The following is a 13,869-nucleotide window of genomic DNA, read 5'->3' as shown; positions in this document are numbered from 1 at the left end:
GACACCGGCGCCGACAACGTCGGCCTCGTCGACCAGGAACTGCTCGCCATGGCCGACGACTCCGCCGAGATCGCCACCGAAGGATCATGGACCGCGACCGCAGACCTCTTCCTCCGCACCCCCGCCACCGTCGCCGCCGGCGACTACACCGCCCGCATGACCCTCTCCCTCTTCGAATAGATAGAGTCGGGATCGCGGCATCGACGCACGCGTCGTTCCGCGATCCCACTCCGAACGGAACCGTCGCCTCATGAACACTTCTCGCCTCATGCTCGCCGCCCTGGCCGTGATCGGGCTCACCGGACTCGCGGCACCGTCGGTCGCGACGGCGGCCGAAGGCGAGAGCGAATCGGCGGTGACCTGGGCGATGAGCCCGGCAGACGCGTCCGGCCCCGACGGCCGATCCTGGGCCGAGCTCGAACTCGACCCCGGCGAGCGCATCACCGAACACCTCGCGGTGCGCAACTTCGGCGACCGCGACGTCACGTTCACGATCTCCGCCGCCGATGGCTACTTCACCCCGACCGGCCGGTTCAACATGCTGCCGTCCGACGCGGAATCGGTCGACGCCGGCACCTGGATCAGCGTCGACGACCAGGTCACGGTCGCCCCGGGCGGCACCGCCGTGCTCCCGTTCACGGTCGAGGTGCCTGACGACGCCACCCCGGGCGACCATGCCGCCGGCATCGCCGCGTCGATCTACACCGAGAGCAGCGGCGACGGCGCCGGCCTCGGCGTGGAGAGCCGGGTCGGATTCCGGGTGATGACTCGGGTGACCGGCACCATCCAGCCCGGCCTCGAAGTCACCCCCGCCCCCGAGTACATCACCTCGTGGAATCCGTTCGAGCCCGGAAACGTCGAGCTCGCGTACCTGCTCGAGAACACCGGAAACGTGCGCCTCACGGTGACCGGGTCCGTCGAGCACGGCGGGACGACGTACCCCGCAGCCGACAGCGAACAGGCGCAGCCGATCGAGCTGCTCCCGGGTGATCGGCGCACGCTGAGCATCCTGGTGCCCGACGTCTGGCCGACCGTCTTCACCAGCCTGCCGTTGACGATCACGCAGAGCGTCGTCGCTCCCGACGGGGAGGCCTCGCAGCTCGAGCCCGTGGAGCTCGACGTCGCCGTCTGGGCGATCCCCTGGCCGCAGCTCGTCGTCGTCGTCGCACTGGGTCTCATGATCGCGGGTCTGTTCTGGGGCCGCCGCCGCCGGACGAAGCAGATCGAACACCTCGTCGACGAGGCCCGTGAGGCCGGCCGCCGCGAGGCCGAGCAGTCCACTCGCCCGGACATCGCCGATGATGCAGTTCCGGAGTCGCAGCGATGACGCCGGGGCAGCGCACGACACGACGCCGACCGGCCGTCGCGTCGTCGATCGCCACTGCGGCAGCACTGGGACTGGTGCTCGCCCTCGCGCCCACGCCCGTGCTCGCCTCGGAGTCCGACGACGGCACCGACGTCACCCTCGACGTGCGGATCGCGCCGATCGACACGACAGCGCCGGAGGTCGAGATCGTCTTCGGGTCAGCCGCGGACAGCAACAACGGCAACGGCAACGGCAACGGCAAGCCGAAGGGCGACGCCGCCCACCCCGGCAAGACCAACGGAAAGCACGACGAGTACACCGCCAAGGGCGAGGTGCGGGTGACGGTGAACTCGATCGATCCCGCGCCAGAGCCCATCTCGGGTGTCGCCACGGTCGAGGTCTCGCTCGACGGCGGACCGTGGCTGCCCTACACCGCGCCGTTCGCCGTCAGGGCGCACGGCAAGCACAAGGTCTCGGCTCGAGCCGCCGACGTCGCCGGCAATGTCGGCGACATCGAGGTCCGCACGTTCAAGATCACGGGCAGGCCCCTGGACTGAACCGCGGCGAATGCCGCGTGCGTCAGTCGCCGTGGGCGCCGGGCGCCGCCGGCAACCGCACGGTGAATCGCGTGCGACCGGGCTCGCTCGTCACGTCGACCGTGCCGCCGTGGGCGAGCGTCACCCCGCGAACGATCGCGAGCCCGAGGCCGGTGCTGCCTGCGATGCGCGACCGCGACGAGTCGCCTCTCGCGAAGCGCTCGAACAGCGAGTCGGCGAGCGCCGGCGGGATGCCGGGACCGTCGTCTTCGACTGTCAGCACGATGTCGCCGCCGTCGTGCTCGAGCGAGGCCACGACCGCGGTGCCGTCGGGCGTGTGCACCCGGGCGTTCGCGAGCAGGTTCGTCACGACCTGCCGCAGGCGCGGCTCGTCGCCGACGACGATCGCCGGGGCATCCGGAAGCCGCACCTCCCAGTCGTGACCGGGACCGGCCGCCTGCGCATCGCCGACCGCCTCGACGACGACGCGGCCGAGGTCGACCGGCAGCGCCCCGAGTTCGCGCCCCTCGTCGAGCCGCGCGAGCAGGAGCAGGTCTTCGACGAGCTCCGTCATGCGCACCGACTCGGACTCGATGCGCCCGATCGCGTGCACGACGTCTGGCGGCAGCTCGCCGCCATGCAGCCGGGTGAGTTCGGCATAGCCGCGGATCGAGGCGAGCGGGGTGCGCAGCTCGTGGGAGGCGTCGGCGACGAAGCGGCGCACCTTCTGCTCGCTCTCCTCGCGCGCAGACAGAGCGGATGCCACGTGGCCGAGCATGCGGTTGAAGGCGCCGCCGAGGCGTCCGACCTCGGTGCGTTCGTCGTCGACGGGCACGCGTTCGGCGAGCGCGACGTCGCCGCGGTCGAGCGGCAGCTCCGAGACGTGCTGGGCGGTCTCGGTCATGCGCGACAGCGGCGCCAGGGCGCGCCGGACGATGAGCGAACCGAATCCGAGCGCCAGCACGAGGCCGGCGAGCGCCACGACGGCGATCGTCACGCCGAGCTCCGTCGCGGAGGCGTTCACCTCGGCGAGCGGCAGCGCGATCACGACTCGGGTCTCGGGGGCGATGTCCTTGCGTTCCGACAGCGCTCGGAACTCGCCGAGGGGGCGGCCCATGTCGATCGTGTGCGGCTGCCCGTCATCGGGAACCGCGGCGAGTGTCTCCGTCGCGCGGGGCGGCAGCTTCAGGATGCCCTGGGTGTCCTCGGGGATGTAGGCCGCATCGGCCTGACCCGAATCGGGAACGACCGCGGCGAGCGTGCCGGCGGACTGGCCGGCGACGTCGAGGAGCGGTGTGGCGGCCTCACCGCTGCCGGGGAACGGCATGGGGCCCTGGAGGTTCAACTCCGCACGGTCCATCGCCGAACGCAGGTCGGCGTCGACCGCGGCCACCGATGACGTGTGGAAGACGCTCACGCTGACGACGCCGACCACCACGCTGACCGCGGCGAGGAGCCCGGCGAGCACCAGGAGCAGGCGTCGCTGCAGGGTCCACTCGCGTCGGCGCGGGACCTCCGTCGCCGCCGGCAGCTCCGGAGCCTCCTGCTGGGACGGCGTCGCCGCCGTCGCGGTCGCCCGGGCCGACGCCGCGTAGCCGGGATCGCCCGGCCGCGTCATCCGGCGGCCTTCAGCATGTAGCCGGCGCCGCGCACGGTGTGGATCATGGGCTCGCGGCCCGCGTCGATCTTCTTGCGCAGGTACGAGATGTAGAGCTCGACGACCGACTCCTTGCCGCCGAAGTCGTAGCTCCACACGCGGTCGAGGATCTGGGCCTTCGAGAGCACCCGGCGGGGGTTGCGCATGAGGAAGCGCAGCAGCTCGAACTCGGTCGCGGTCAGCTCGATCGGCGTGCCGTCGCGGAAGACCTCGTAGGAGTCCTCGTCGAGGGTCAGGTCGCCGACGACGAGCACCGGGTCCTTCGCCTGGGCGAGGGTGAGAGTCGAACGCCGGATGAGTCCGCGCAGCCGCGCGACGACCTCTTCGAGGCTGAACGGCTTCGTGACGTAGTCGTCGCCACCTGCCGTGAGGCCCGCGATGCGGTCGTCGAGCGAGTCCTTCGCGGTGAGGAAGAGCACGGGCGTCTCGGTGCCGTCGGCCCGCACGCGCTGCAGCACCTCGAGGCCGTCGATGTCGGGCAGCATGATGTCGAGCACGATCGCATCGGGTCGGAACTCACGGGCGACCTTCACCGCGGTCTGCCCGTCGCCTGCCGTGCGCACGTCCCATCCCTCGTACTTCAGCGCCATCTTGAGCAGTTCGGTGAGCGAGTGCTCGTCGTCGACCACGAGCACGCGCACCATCGAGCCGTCGGGCTTGGTGATGGCTGGTGCGCGGTGCGGGGTCGCTGCGGCGTTCGTGCTCATGGTTCCAGTATCCGCGCCGAGCTATGCGTTTCCTATGACTTCGATGAACGGACGCCGCACGGCCCGCGCCGGCCGCATCGACAACGCATAGGCCCACCATCGAACGCCCACAGCCCTCGCCCCTACCGTCTCGATCGGCGCTCGCTCCGAACGCCTCCCCTACCCCGAAGGATCGACATGTTCTTCACCTACCTCCGGCGCGAACTCGCCGGGCGCCGCAGGCAGACCGCGATCATCGCGATCGGCATGGCGCTCGCGATCGCGCTCGTCATGATCGTGAACTCGGTCTCCACGGGCGTGCGCGACGCCCAGGCGGCCGTGCTCGAATCCGTCTACGGCGTCGGCACCGACCTCACGGTGTCGCAGAGCCCGACCCCGCCTGCGGAGGGCGAGGCCGGCGGCCCGCGGTTCGAGTTCGGCGCCGACGCGGGCACCACGACCGACGGGTCGACCGAGATCAGCCAGTCGCGCCTCTCCGCCGGCCCCGGTTCGACCACCTTCGACGAGGCCGACCTGGCGTCGGTCCAGGGGCTCGACGGCGTCGCCGCGGCATCCGCCACCCTCTCGCTCACGAACACGACGTTCGACGGCGAGCTGCCCGACTTCCAGCAGAGCACGCAGGGCACCGACCAGATGCCCGCCGACGGCGAGCAGCCCGCGGCACCTCCGCAGGGCGGATTCGACGGCGCCGGCGGCAGCGCCTTCGACGTCGACAGCTTCACCGTGCTCGGCCTCGACCCGGCATCGGCGGCGGTCGGCCCGCTCTCGGCGGTCGAACTCGCCGACGGGCGAGGCCTCGAGGCGTCCGACACCGGTGAGGCGGTCGCCGTGCTCGACGCGGGCTACGCCACGACCGCCGAGCTCGCAGTGGGCGACACGATCGACGTCGGGGGTACGGAGTTCGAGATCGTCGGCACCGTCTCGTCGACCTCGGCCGACGCCGCGACCGCCGCGAACGTCTACCTCCCGCTCGACCTCGCCCAGTCGATCTCGGGCGAGGAGGGCATGATCTCGAGCATCTCGGTGCAGGCGGAGTCCGCCGACGGCATCGACGCCCTGCAGGCCGAGATCGAGGAGGCGCTGCCGGATGCCACGGTGTCGACGCAGTCCGACCTCGCCGCCTCCGTCTCGGGCTCGCTCGCGAGTGCGTCGAGCCTCATCTCGAACCTCGGGCTCTGGGTCTCGCTCGCAGTGCTCGTCGCCGCCTTCCTCATCGCGATCCTCTTCACGATCCAGGGCGTGACCCGGCGCACCCGCGAGTTCGGAACGCTGAAGGCGATCGGCTGGTCGAACGGCCGTGTCGTCGGACAGGTCGCCGGCGAGTCGCTCGTGCAGGGCCTCATCGGCGGCGCCGTCGGCCTCGTGCTCGGCCTCGTCGGCATCTGGGCGGTCAACCTCATCGCCCCGACGATCGGCGGCAGCTCCGGGTCCGACGTGGTCGCCGGCGGCCCCGGCGGCCGCGAGATGGTCATGCAGGCCGGCGGCCCGGGCGGCGGCTTCGGCGGAGCGATGCCGTCGGCCGCGTCATCCGCCGAGGTCGTGCTGCAGGCTCCCGTGACCGTCAGCGTCATCGCGATCGCCATCGGACTCGCGATCGCGGGCGGCCTCGTCGCAGGCGCGTTCGGCGGATGGCGCGCCGCGAGGCTCCGCCCGGCCGAAGCCCTCCGCAGCGTCGCCTGACCCACGAACGCACGAAAGGAACAGCATGTACACGCTCGAACACGTGTCGAAGACCTACGCGCAGTCGAAGCGCCGCATCACCGCGCTGCAGGACGTCTCCCTGACGATCCCCAAGGGGCAGCTCGTCGCGATCCAGGGGCCGACCGGCGGCGGCAAGTCGACGCTCCTGCAGATGCTCGGCGCCCTCGACCGGCCGAGCATCGGCCGCGTGGCGCTCGGCGAGGCCGAGCTCTCCCACCTGCCGGACCGGAGGCTCGCCGGCATCCGGGCGAAGGAGATCGGGTTCGTCTTCCAGGGCTTCAACCTGATCCCCACGCTCACCGCCCTCGAGAACGTCGAGACCGCCCTCGAGCCGCTCGGGGTGTCGGCCGACGAGCGGCGCCGCCGGGCGACCGAGGCGCTCGGCTCGGTCGGCCTCGGCGACCGCGGCGGCCATGTTCCGAGCGAGCTGTCGGGCGGTCAGCAGCAGCGCGTGGCGATCGCACGTGCGCTCGTGAAGGAGCCCGACGTGCTGCTCGCCGACGAACCGACCGGCAACCTCGACGAGCAGACCCGCGACGACATCATGGACCTGCTCGAGGGGCTCTGGCGCGACCGCGGCCTCACGCTCATCGTCGTGACGCACGACTCCGCGGTGGCGAAGCGGGCCGAACGCCGCCTGCACATCAGGGACGGCGCCGTCACCGAGCGCTGAGCACGGCAAGGAACGAGCGGATGCCGCGACCCCTCCGGTCGCGGCATCCGCTCGCCTGTCGTGGTGGCGCCGGCGAACCCGGGTCAGCGCACCTCCGCCACGCCGTACGGCCGGATCACGACCGGCCCGAGGAGGCCGTAGTCGGCCCGCTTCACGACGCCGTAGACCTTCGGGTTCACGACCCGCAGGCGGTTGATGAGCGTCGAGGCCACCTCGACCTCGATGGTGTTGTTGCCGGGATGTGCGAATTCGCTGATGTCGACGGTCGATTCGGTGAGGTCGCGGTCCTCGACGAGCTTGCCGTTGACCCGCACCCGGAAGGTGTCGACCACTCGGCCGAGCTCGAGGCGGATGCCGGCGCCCGACGTCTTCCACTCGCTGCCGAGCTTGACCCGCGTCGTGTAGCGCCCGATGCCCGAGGTGTCGGCGAGCCCGGGGATCGCGCTCCACGGTGCGAGGCCCGAGAGCGGCACCTCGACCACCGGCTTGGCCGTCTCGGTCGGCGAGGATCCGGGCTGCCAGTCCTCCACGCTGAGCGTCCACGACGTGAGCTCGATCGGCGCGGGAAGCGCCTTCACCGTCGCAGTCGCCGTGCGACCGTCGGCGAATCGCACCGAGAAGCGACCAGGGGCGTCCGTCACGAGTTCGACGCCCTTCTTGGCGGCGCGCACCGACACGGCGTCGGTCTCGACGACCTGCTCACTCGGCGCCTGTCTGCCGGCCCAGTCGCGCGGCGCCAGCACGATGACCGTCGACTGCGCCGGCTGCAGGCGCACCCGCACGGTGACCCGCGCGCCGTCGCGACGGTAGGCGACGAGCGGGCGCACCTCGCCCGACCAGGCATCGAGCTCGTAGGGCACGCTGTCGGCGTGCTCCGCCGTCAGCACGACGTCGTGGTCGATGGGCACGAGCTTGTCCTTGGCGGGATTGTGCTTCGCGTTCACGAGGTAGTAGTAGTCGACGCCGCCGTCGACCCGCCGGATGTGCTTGAGGTTCGACGTCTCGTGGTCGACGTCGGGCGCGACGCCGAGGCTCGCGAGCGCGATCGGGATGTCGGCGTTCGCGGGAGCGAGCGCGACCGAGGGCGAGTTGCGCAGTGCCGCCACGACCTCGGCGACCCGGGCGTTCTGCTCCGCGGAGCGGAAGCCGACGGCGGCCGGCTTCGACCAGTCGCCGAAGAGCACGATCGGCAGGCCGGCGTCGGCGAAGCCCAGCAGGCGCTCCGCGGTCGCGACCGTGAGGGTCGCCTCGTTGCCGCGGAACCGGTCGATGTCGACGATCACCGCCTTGTACGCGCCGCCCTCCGGAGCGAGCCGGCCGCCGGCGAGCACCGCGCCTTCGCGCTCGAGGCTCGACCCGGTGAGGAACCCGTGGGTCCAGCCGACGGGGATGCCGGAAGCGGTCGCCCACGGGGCGCCGATGCCGGTCTGCGCCCAGCCCTTCTGCCGCAGGAACACGAGGTCGTAGCGGGGGCGTCCGGCGCGGAGCACCCACTGCGTGCGGGCGAGGTACGCGGCCACGTCGGGCATGTGCGCCCAGACCGGCATCCGCGGGCCCCAGGCCTCGGAGTAGCCGACCGAGTCGTTGTAGTACGGGCTGAAGGCCGCGAAGCCCGGCCAGCCGGCACCCGGTGCGCTCGCGTACGGGAACCCGTGCAGCACCGACTGGTTGACCCCGCCGGCGAACATCTCGCCGTGCGTCGTCAGCACCTCGGTGATCGTCGCCGAGTACGACTTGCCGAAGTACGCCGCCGACTCGCAGGAGAGGATCGTGTGCCCCGCGATGTCGCGGCCGCTCGCGAGCACCCGGTAGTCGTCGACGTTCTTCGCGCCGAGCGACTCGGTCTCGGGGATGTCGACGATGCCGGCCTGGTCGATCGAGTCCTGCTCGAGGCCGTAGGCCTGCACCCGGTACTCGAGGCCGTGCGAGTGCGCCCAGTCGCGGAAGGGCACGAGGTGGTGCTCGGAGTAGAGGTCGCTCAGCACCTGGTTGAAATCGTCGCGCACGCGCGTCGTCACGATGTCGTCGAAGTCGTAGAGGTACTTCTCCTTCAGCTCGACGACGACCGGCAGGAACGGGATGAGCTCGTAGCCGTGGCGCGCGCTGAACTCCTCGGGCAGGCGCCGGGTCCAGATCGTCGCCTCGGTCTCGATCTCGAGGGAGTCCTCGAAGAAGGCTCCCCCGGCCTCGGCGAGCAGCTTCGACATGCGCGCCGAGATGATCTCCGACTCCCAGAAGTCGATGACGGCCTGCGCGCCCGCCGAACTGAAGTGGTCGACGACGTACGACGTCGGGTTCGTGTGCGCGCCGCCCTCGGCGAGCTGACCCGAGCCGCGACGCCAGAACGCGAAGAGCACCCAACTCGCGGAACCGGCAGGAGCGGTCCAGTCGACCGCGCCGTCGACCACGGCATCGGTGAGGTCCACCCCGCTCGCACGCTTCAGCACGATGTTGCCCTTGGTCGGCTTCGTGACGATCTCGAAGGCCTGCACCGAGAGCAGCAGCGTCTCGGTGACCCCGTGCTCCGCGCCGATGGCCGGTGCGGGCACTGCGCCGCGGTGCGACTGGCCGGGCGCGAGTTCGACGACGCCGTGCACGAGTTCGGTGAGGGCCGCCTCGTGCTGCGGGGTGATGGTCGGCACGGCGGCCGGCCACGAGGGGCCGAGCGTGATGTCGAGACGGATGTCGCGGCGCTTCGCCTGCGCGAGGGCGGCCTCGACGGCCTCGCACCAGCGCTCGCCGCCCCACGGGAACCCGTCGACGTCGAGGTCGCCCGATGCCACGCTGTGGTGCACATCGGCGATCTCGAGTCCGCCGAAGCCGGCATCGGCGACCTGGTCGACCTCGCGCACGATCTCGTCGACCTCGACCTGGCCGTTCGGCCACCACCAGCGGAACTTCGGGGCGACCGACGTGCCGGGCGCGGCGAAGTCGGAGATGCCGAACGCAGTGCCCGCGCCCGCGGGGAGCACCGAGCCGACGGCGGCGCCGGCCGACTGCGGCGCAGCGTTCGCGACGAGCACTCCTGCCGCGGCCGCTGCCGAGTATCCGAGGAGCTGCCGCCTCGAGAGCGAGAGATCGTTGAAGGTTGCCATGCCTGCCTTTCGAGCACGGCGGGCGTCGATGCACAGCGCCGTGCGGATGTATTGAATCGATTCAGAACGTTCGACGATCCTCACCCTATTCGGGTGGGTGAATCGTGGTCAACTCGATGACGAACGGTTCAGGAGTCGCCGCACGCCGGGCGTCGACGGCATGCGGCATGCGGCGTTCGCACGCATCGGCACGTACGGTGGAGGGGATGAGCCCGCCACCCGAACGCCCTGCCCCCGAGATCTACGTGCGGCGTCGTCTCGTCGTGGGCGGCGCGGCGCTCGTCGCCGTCGCGCTCATCACCTGGCTCGTCATCACGATCGTCCTGGCGATCGTCGCGGCCTCGGCTCCCACCGGGCCCGGAACGCAGGGCGGCGACGGCAGCCACCCGAACCAGGCCGCGCTCGAACTCGATCCCGAGCTGCCCGCGCCCGTGCTGCGCCAGCTCGAGTACGTGCGCGACCACTGGAACGCGGACTCGAGCGAGCGCTACGGAGTGCTCGGCGTCGACGACTGCGTGAACTTCACCTCCCAGACGCTCATCGAGCGCGGCTGGGTGGTCGACGAGGAGTGGTGGTACTCGGAGGACGGCGACGCCTACGCCCACTCCCCCGCATGGCGCTCGTCGACGATCTTCCGCGACTACCTCGCGTCCCACCCGGAACGGGCGACCCCGCTGTCCGACGCCCAGCGCGCGAAGGTGAAGCCCGGCGACATCGTGCAGTTCGACTGGGATGCCTCGGGCGACCGCGACCACACCGCCATCGTCACCGCGGTCCGCGAGGGCGATGACGGGGAGATCGACGTGTACTACGGCGGGCACACGGATGCCACGTGGGATCGCTCGGTCGACGACCACCCGAAGCATCCGGACACCGAGGTGTACTACTGGAGCGTCGCGGACTGAATCGGGCAACGCACAGGCAATGTTCCTACCCTGTCTTCGATGACGCAGACCCCCGAGCCCCGTGAGTCCCGCAAGCGCCGCGTTCCGGTGCTCGCCGGGATCGCCCTCGTCGTGCTCGTCGCAGGCGGGGCGACCATCGCGTGGTCGGCGGCGCAGCAGGGCGCCGGCGACACCGCGGCGAACGGTTCCGCCGACTCGTTGGCCGGCGCGCCCGGCGCACCCGGCGCCGGCCGCGAGCCATCCGATGCCGTCACGGAGCTCGCCGACTTCTCGGCCCACTCCGACGGCGTCGCCGCCCAGCTCTCGTACGCGTACGAGCACTGGACCGACACCGAGAGCGACACCTTCGGCTTCCTCCCCGAGAACGACTGCGCCAACTTCACCAGCCAGACGCTGATCGCGAGGGGCTGGGTCGAAGACGACGAATGGTGGTTCGACGAATCGGGCGACGCCTACACCCATGCCACCGCCTGGATCAGCTCGACGGCGATGCGCGACTACCTCGAGGAGCACCCCGAGCGGGCGACCGCGCTCACCGACGACGAGCGCTCGGAGGTGAAGGCCGGCGACGTCGTGCAGTTCGACTGGGATGACTCGGGCGACCGCGACCACACCGGCATCGTGACCTCGGTGGAGACGGGACTCGACGGGTCGGTCACGATCCTCTACGCCGGGCACACCGACCCGACCTGGGATCGCTCGGTCGACTGGGCGATCACCGAACTGCACCCCGGCGGCGTCGCGTACTACTGGAGCATTCCCGAGTAGTCGAGGTCGGGCATGCGCAGGCCCGCCTGCAGCAGTCCGATGAACGCGGCGAGCACGAGCACGTTGACCACGACGGTCAGCCAGAACGCCCGGCGGAAGCTGCGCTTGCGCGTCTTGTGACGGAAGAGCTGCTGGGCCACGAGCGCGCCCGGCCAGCCGCCGACGAACCCCGTCAGGAGCAACGACGACTCCGAGGTGCGCGGCCCGCCGCGCTTGGCCGCGCGCTTGTCGAGGCCGTAGGCCGCGAACGCGACGAGGCTCACCGCGCCGTACCACGCCGGAACCCACCAGGGCAGCCGGTCGACCACGACGGCGACGGCGAGCGCCACGGCGAACACCGCCAGGACGGTCCAGCTGAGCGCCGACGGCAGCGGCCGCGAGAGATCGCGGTCGGGGCGGGGCGGCCGAGCGGCCGGACGGGCCGTCGATCGAGGGCGCTGCGGCGGGTTCGGGTCGAGACGCATGTGCCGATGCTACGGCCGGGGCACTTGCCCCGCCCTCCCCCGAGCGGGGCGTCGCTACTGGTTCGAGAACGCGGCGTCGAACGAGGCGGTCGGCTTCGGCCAGAGCAGCGAGCGGATGAATCCGACCGCCTCCGCCGCACCGTGCAGGCGATCCATGCCCGCGTCCTCCCATTCGACCGAGATGGGTCCGGCGTAGCCGATCGCGTCGAGCGCCCGGAACGAGTCCTCCCACGGCACGTCGCCGTGCCCGGTGGAGACGAAGTCCCAGCCGCGCCGCGGGTCGCCCCATGGCAGGTGCGAGCCGAGCACGCCGGCTCGCCCGTTCTGCGGGCGCATCCGCGTGTCCTTGCAGTCGACGTGGTAGATGCGGTCCTTGAAGTCCCAGATGAAGCCGACCGGGTCGATGTTCTGCCACATCATGTGCGACGGATCCCAGTTGAAGCCGAACGCCTCCCGGTGCCCGATCGCCTCGAGCGTGCGCACCGAACTCCAGTAGTCGTACGCGATCTCCGACGGGTGCACCTCGTGCGCGAACCGCACGCCCTCGGCGTCGAAGACGTCGAGGATCGGGTTCCAGCGCGCCGCGAAGTCCTCGAAGCCGGCGTCGATCACCGAGGCCGGCACGGGCGGGAACATCGCGACGTACGGCCAGATCGACGACCCGGTGAACCCGACGACGGTGTCGACCCCGAGGGCGCGGGCGACCCTCGCCGAACGCTTCATGTCGTCGGCCGCGCGCTGCCGAACGCCCTCCGCGTCGCCGTCACCCCATGTGTAGGGCCGCACGATCGCCTCGTGGCGGAAGTCGATGGGGGCGTCGCACACCGCCTGGCCGGTGAGGTGGTTCGAGATCGCGTAGACCTTCAGACCGTGCCGGTCGAGGATCTCGCGGCGCTCGTCGAGATAGCCGGGCTCCTCCTCGGCGCGCTTCAGGTCGAGGTGGTCGCCCGAGCACGCGATCTCGAGTCCGTCGTAGCCCCACTCGGCGGCGAGGCGGGCGACCTCCGCGAACGGCAGGTCGGCCCACTGCCCCGTGAAGAGGGTGACGGGGCGGGCCGCGGGCGCCGCGGCATCCGTCTCGTTCGAGTGCCGGCGGTCGGTCGTCATGCTCGCTCCCGTTCGTCTTGGAGGGCGGTCAGGTAGCGGATGCTCCGTGCCGCCAGTTCGTCCTGCGATGCGGCGAGGGGCCGCCACACCGATGCGGCGACCGCGATCGTGTCGTTGTCGCCCGTGAAGCTCTCGAGGCCGAGCGGTCCCGAGTAGCCCACGTCGTCGAGGGCGTCGAGGAAGGCCGGCCAGTCGATGTGGTCGTCGCCCACCGCGCCGCGGTCGTTGCCGCAGACCTGCACGTAGGCGAGGTGCTCCCCGGCGAGGCGGATCGCGTCGCCGACGCGCTGCTCCTCGATGTTCAGGTGGTAGCTGTCGAGGGCGAGGCCGAGGCAGGGCCCGAGGAGCGGCCCGAGCGCCTCGAGCGCCTGCTCGACGGTGTTGACGAGGCTCGTCTCGTAGCGGTTCAGCGGCTCGATCGCGAGACGGATGCCACTGCGCTCCGCCGCACGCACGACCGGGCGGAGGCTGTCCTGCAGCTCGCGGTACCGGGCGGCGCGCTCCTCGGCGTCCATGCGCCAGGTGCGGCCGGTGGCGGCCGTGAACGGGCCCGCGACCACGCGGGAGCCGAGCCGCTCGGCGACGCCGAGGCAGTGCACGAGGTAGTTCTGGGTGGCGACGATCTCGGAGCCGGGGGCCGCGATCAGGTTGCGCCCGGGGCCCATCGCGCCGATCACCACGGGGGCGAGCCGGTGCTCGCGGAGCACCTCGGCCGCGGCATCCGGCGACCAGTCGCCCGGTGTCTCGACCGGCAGTTCGATCGCACCGAATCCCATGCCGGCGGCCTTGGCGGCGAGCTCGGCGAGCGAGTCGTCGTCGAGCGGCGAGGTCCAGACCCAGGTGTTGACGCCGATGATGCGGCGCATGCTGCCTCCTTGCGAGCGTGCGGTCGAAACGGTGCGGTCGGGCGGTGGCGGGTGACCCGCCACCGCCCGACCAGATTAGGCGGT

Annotated in this window: 12 protein-coding genes and 1 pseudogene; 7 read left to right on the top strand and 6 right to left on the bottom strand. The window is 71.4% G+C overall.

Annotated elements, in window-relative coordinates; genetic code table 11:
• From BUR99_RS14245 to BUR99_RS14235, 3 genes and pseudogenes are all read left to right on the top strand, one after another.
• Window positions 1-180: pseudogene (locus tag BUR99_RS14245) on the top strand (hypothetical protein); the annotation flags it as partial.
• Between the two features lie 70 nt (window positions 181-250).
• Window positions 251-1,327, top strand: a complete 1,077-nt coding sequence (locus tag BUR99_RS14240; RefSeq protein WP_074260964.1) for a WxL protein peptidoglycan domain-containing protein — start codon at window positions 251-253, stop codon at window positions 1,325-1,327.
• Window positions 1,324-1,863 (top strand): OmpL47-type beta-barrel domain-containing protein, encoded by a 540-nt coding sequence (locus tag BUR99_RS14235; protein ID WP_074260963.1) that lies wholly within the window; start codon window positions 1,324-1,326, stop codon window positions 1,861-1,863. The genes BUR99_RS14240 and BUR99_RS14235 overlap by 4 nt, the downstream gene beginning before the upstream one ends.
• Window positions 1,864-1,885: 22 nt before the next feature.
• On the opposite strand, the gene BUR99_RS14230 is transcribed toward BUR99_RS14235, so the two are convergent.
• Together BUR99_RS14230 and BUR99_RS14225 are read right to left on the bottom strand one after the other, a co-directional pair.
• Window positions 1,886-3,460, bottom strand: coding sequence for a sensor histidine kinase (locus BUR99_RS14230; protein WP_143231643.1), 1,575 nt, complete (start codon window positions 3,458-3,460; stop codon window positions 1,886-1,888).
• Complete coding sequence (locus BUR99_RS14225) at window positions 3,457-4,206, bottom strand: response regulator transcription factor (RefSeq protein WP_074260962.1); 750 nt, start codon at window positions 4,204-4,206, stop codon at window positions 3,457-3,459. Before BUR99_RS14225 ends, BUR99_RS14230 begins: the two co-directional genes overlap by 4 nt.
• 177 nt (window positions 4,207-4,383) lie before the next feature.
• On the opposite strand from BUR99_RS14225, the gene BUR99_RS14220 reads away from it, so the two are divergent.
• Together BUR99_RS14220 and BUR99_RS14215 are read left to right on the top strand one after the other, a co-directional pair.
• Window positions 4,384-5,886 (top strand): ABC transporter permease, encoded by a 1,503-nt coding sequence (locus BUR99_RS14220; RefSeq protein WP_074260961.1) that lies wholly within the window; start codon window positions 4,384-4,386, stop codon window positions 5,884-5,886.
• Between the two features lie 25 nt (window positions 5,887-5,911).
• Window positions 5,912-6,580, top strand: coding sequence for an ABC transporter ATP-binding protein (locus BUR99_RS14215; RefSeq protein WP_074260960.1), 669 nt, complete (start codon window positions 5,912-5,914; stop codon window positions 6,578-6,580).
• Between the two features lie 83 nt (window positions 6,581-6,663).
• Here BUR99_RS14215 and BUR99_RS14210 read toward each other — a convergent pair whose 3' ends face one another.
• Window positions 6,664-9,675 (bottom strand): glycosyl hydrolase, encoded by a 3,012-nt coding sequence (locus BUR99_RS14210; RefSeq protein ID WP_074260959.1) that lies wholly within the window; start codon window positions 9,673-9,675, stop codon window positions 6,664-6,666.
• A 206-nt stretch (window positions 9,676-9,881) separates the two neighbouring features.
• Between BUR99_RS14210 and BUR99_RS14205 the strand changes: the two genes are divergently transcribed.
• Both BUR99_RS14205 and BUR99_RS14200 read left to right on the top strand, forming a co-directional pair.
• Window positions 9,882-10,580, top strand: coding sequence for an amidase domain-containing protein (locus BUR99_RS14205; protein WP_159440997.1), 699 nt, complete (start codon window positions 9,882-9,884; stop codon window positions 10,578-10,580).
• Between the two features lie 39 nt (window positions 10,581-10,619).
• Complete coding sequence (locus BUR99_RS14200) at window positions 10,620-11,348, top strand: amidase domain-containing protein (RefSeq protein ID WP_074260957.1); 729 nt, start codon at window positions 10,620-10,622, stop codon at window positions 11,346-11,348.
• Here BUR99_RS14200 and BUR99_RS14195 read toward each other — a convergent pair.
• The 3 genes from BUR99_RS14195 to BUR99_RS14185 are packed head-to-tail and all read right to left on the bottom strand — an operon-like array spanning window position 11,327 to window position 13,785.
• The gene (locus BUR99_RS14195; RefSeq protein ID WP_084184008.1) at window positions 11,327-11,812 is read right to left on the bottom strand and encodes a DUF1294 domain-containing protein; all 486 of its coding nucleotides are present in this window, start codon (window positions 11,810-11,812) and stop codon (window positions 11,327-11,329) included. The two genes, BUR99_RS14200 and BUR99_RS14195, sit on opposite strands and share 22 nt — an antisense overlap.
• 54 nt (window positions 11,813-11,866) lie before the next feature.
• The gene (locus tag BUR99_RS14190) at window positions 11,867-12,919 is read right to left on the bottom strand and encodes a sugar phosphate isomerase/epimerase family protein (protein ID WP_074260956.1); all 1,053 of its coding nucleotides are present in this window, start codon (window positions 12,917-12,919) and stop codon (window positions 11,867-11,869) included.
• The gene (locus BUR99_RS14185) at window positions 12,916-13,785 is read right to left on the bottom strand and encodes a sugar phosphate isomerase/epimerase family protein (RefSeq protein WP_074260955.1); all 870 of its coding nucleotides are present in this window, start codon (window positions 13,783-13,785) and stop codon (window positions 12,916-12,918) included. The genes BUR99_RS14190 and BUR99_RS14185 overlap by 4 nt, the downstream gene beginning before the upstream one ends.
• Window positions 13,786-13,869 lie beyond the last annotated feature (84 nt).

Source organism: Agromyces cerinus subsp. cerinus, assembly GCF_900142065.1.
GTDB lineage: Bacteria > Actinomycetota > Actinomycetes > Actinomycetales > Microbacteriaceae > Agromyces > Agromyces cerinus.
Note: the sequence above shows the minus strand (reverse complement) of the source record. Positions and strands in the feature narration are given on the sequence as shown.

Bases quoted from the DNA above. Each gene is read 5' to 3' on its own strand.
- BUR99_RS14240 (WP_074260964.1), top strand. From the start codon at position 251: ATGAACACTTCTCGCCTCATGCTCGCCGCCCTGGCCGTGATCGGGCTC.
- BUR99_RS14235 (WP_074260963.1), top strand. From the start codon at position 1,324: ATGACGCCGGGGCAGCGCACGACACGACGCCGACCGGCCGTCGCGTCG.
- BUR99_RS14230 (WP_143231643.1), bottom strand. From the start codon at position 3,460: ATGACGCGGCCGGGCGATCCCGGCTACGCGGCGTCGGCCCGGGCGACC.
- BUR99_RS14225 (WP_074260962.1), bottom strand. From the start codon at position 4,206: ATGAGCACGAACGCCGCAGCGACCCCGCACCGCGCACCAGCCATCACC.
- BUR99_RS14220 (WP_074260961.1), top strand. From the start codon at position 4,384: ATGTTCTTCACCTACCTCCGGCGCGAACTCGCCGGGCGCCGCAGGCAG.
- BUR99_RS14215 (WP_074260960.1), top strand. From the start codon at position 5,912: ATGTACACGCTCGAACACGTGTCGAAGACCTACGCGCAGTCGAAGCGC.
- BUR99_RS14210 (WP_074260959.1), bottom strand. From the start codon at position 9,675: ATGGCAACCTTCAACGATCTCTCGCTCTCGAGGCGGCAGCTCCTCGGA.
- BUR99_RS14205 (WP_159440997.1), top strand. From the start codon at position 9,882: ATGAGCCCGCCACCCGAACGCCCTGCCCCCGAGATCTACGTGCGGCGT.
- BUR99_RS14200 (WP_074260957.1), top strand. From the start codon at position 10,620: ATGACGCAGACCCCCGAGCCCCGTGAGTCCCGCAAGCGCCGCGTTCCG.
- BUR99_RS14195 (WP_084184008.1), bottom strand. From the start codon at position 11,812: ATGCGTCTCGACCCGAACCCGCCGCAGCGCCCTCGATCGACGGCCCGT.
- BUR99_RS14190 (WP_074260956.1), bottom strand. From the start codon at position 12,919: ATGACGACCGACCGCCGGCACTCGAACGAGACGGATGCCGCGGCGCCC.
- BUR99_RS14185 (WP_074260955.1), bottom strand. From the start codon at position 13,785: ATGCGCCGCATCATCGGCGTCAACACCTGGGTCTGGACCTCGCCGCTC.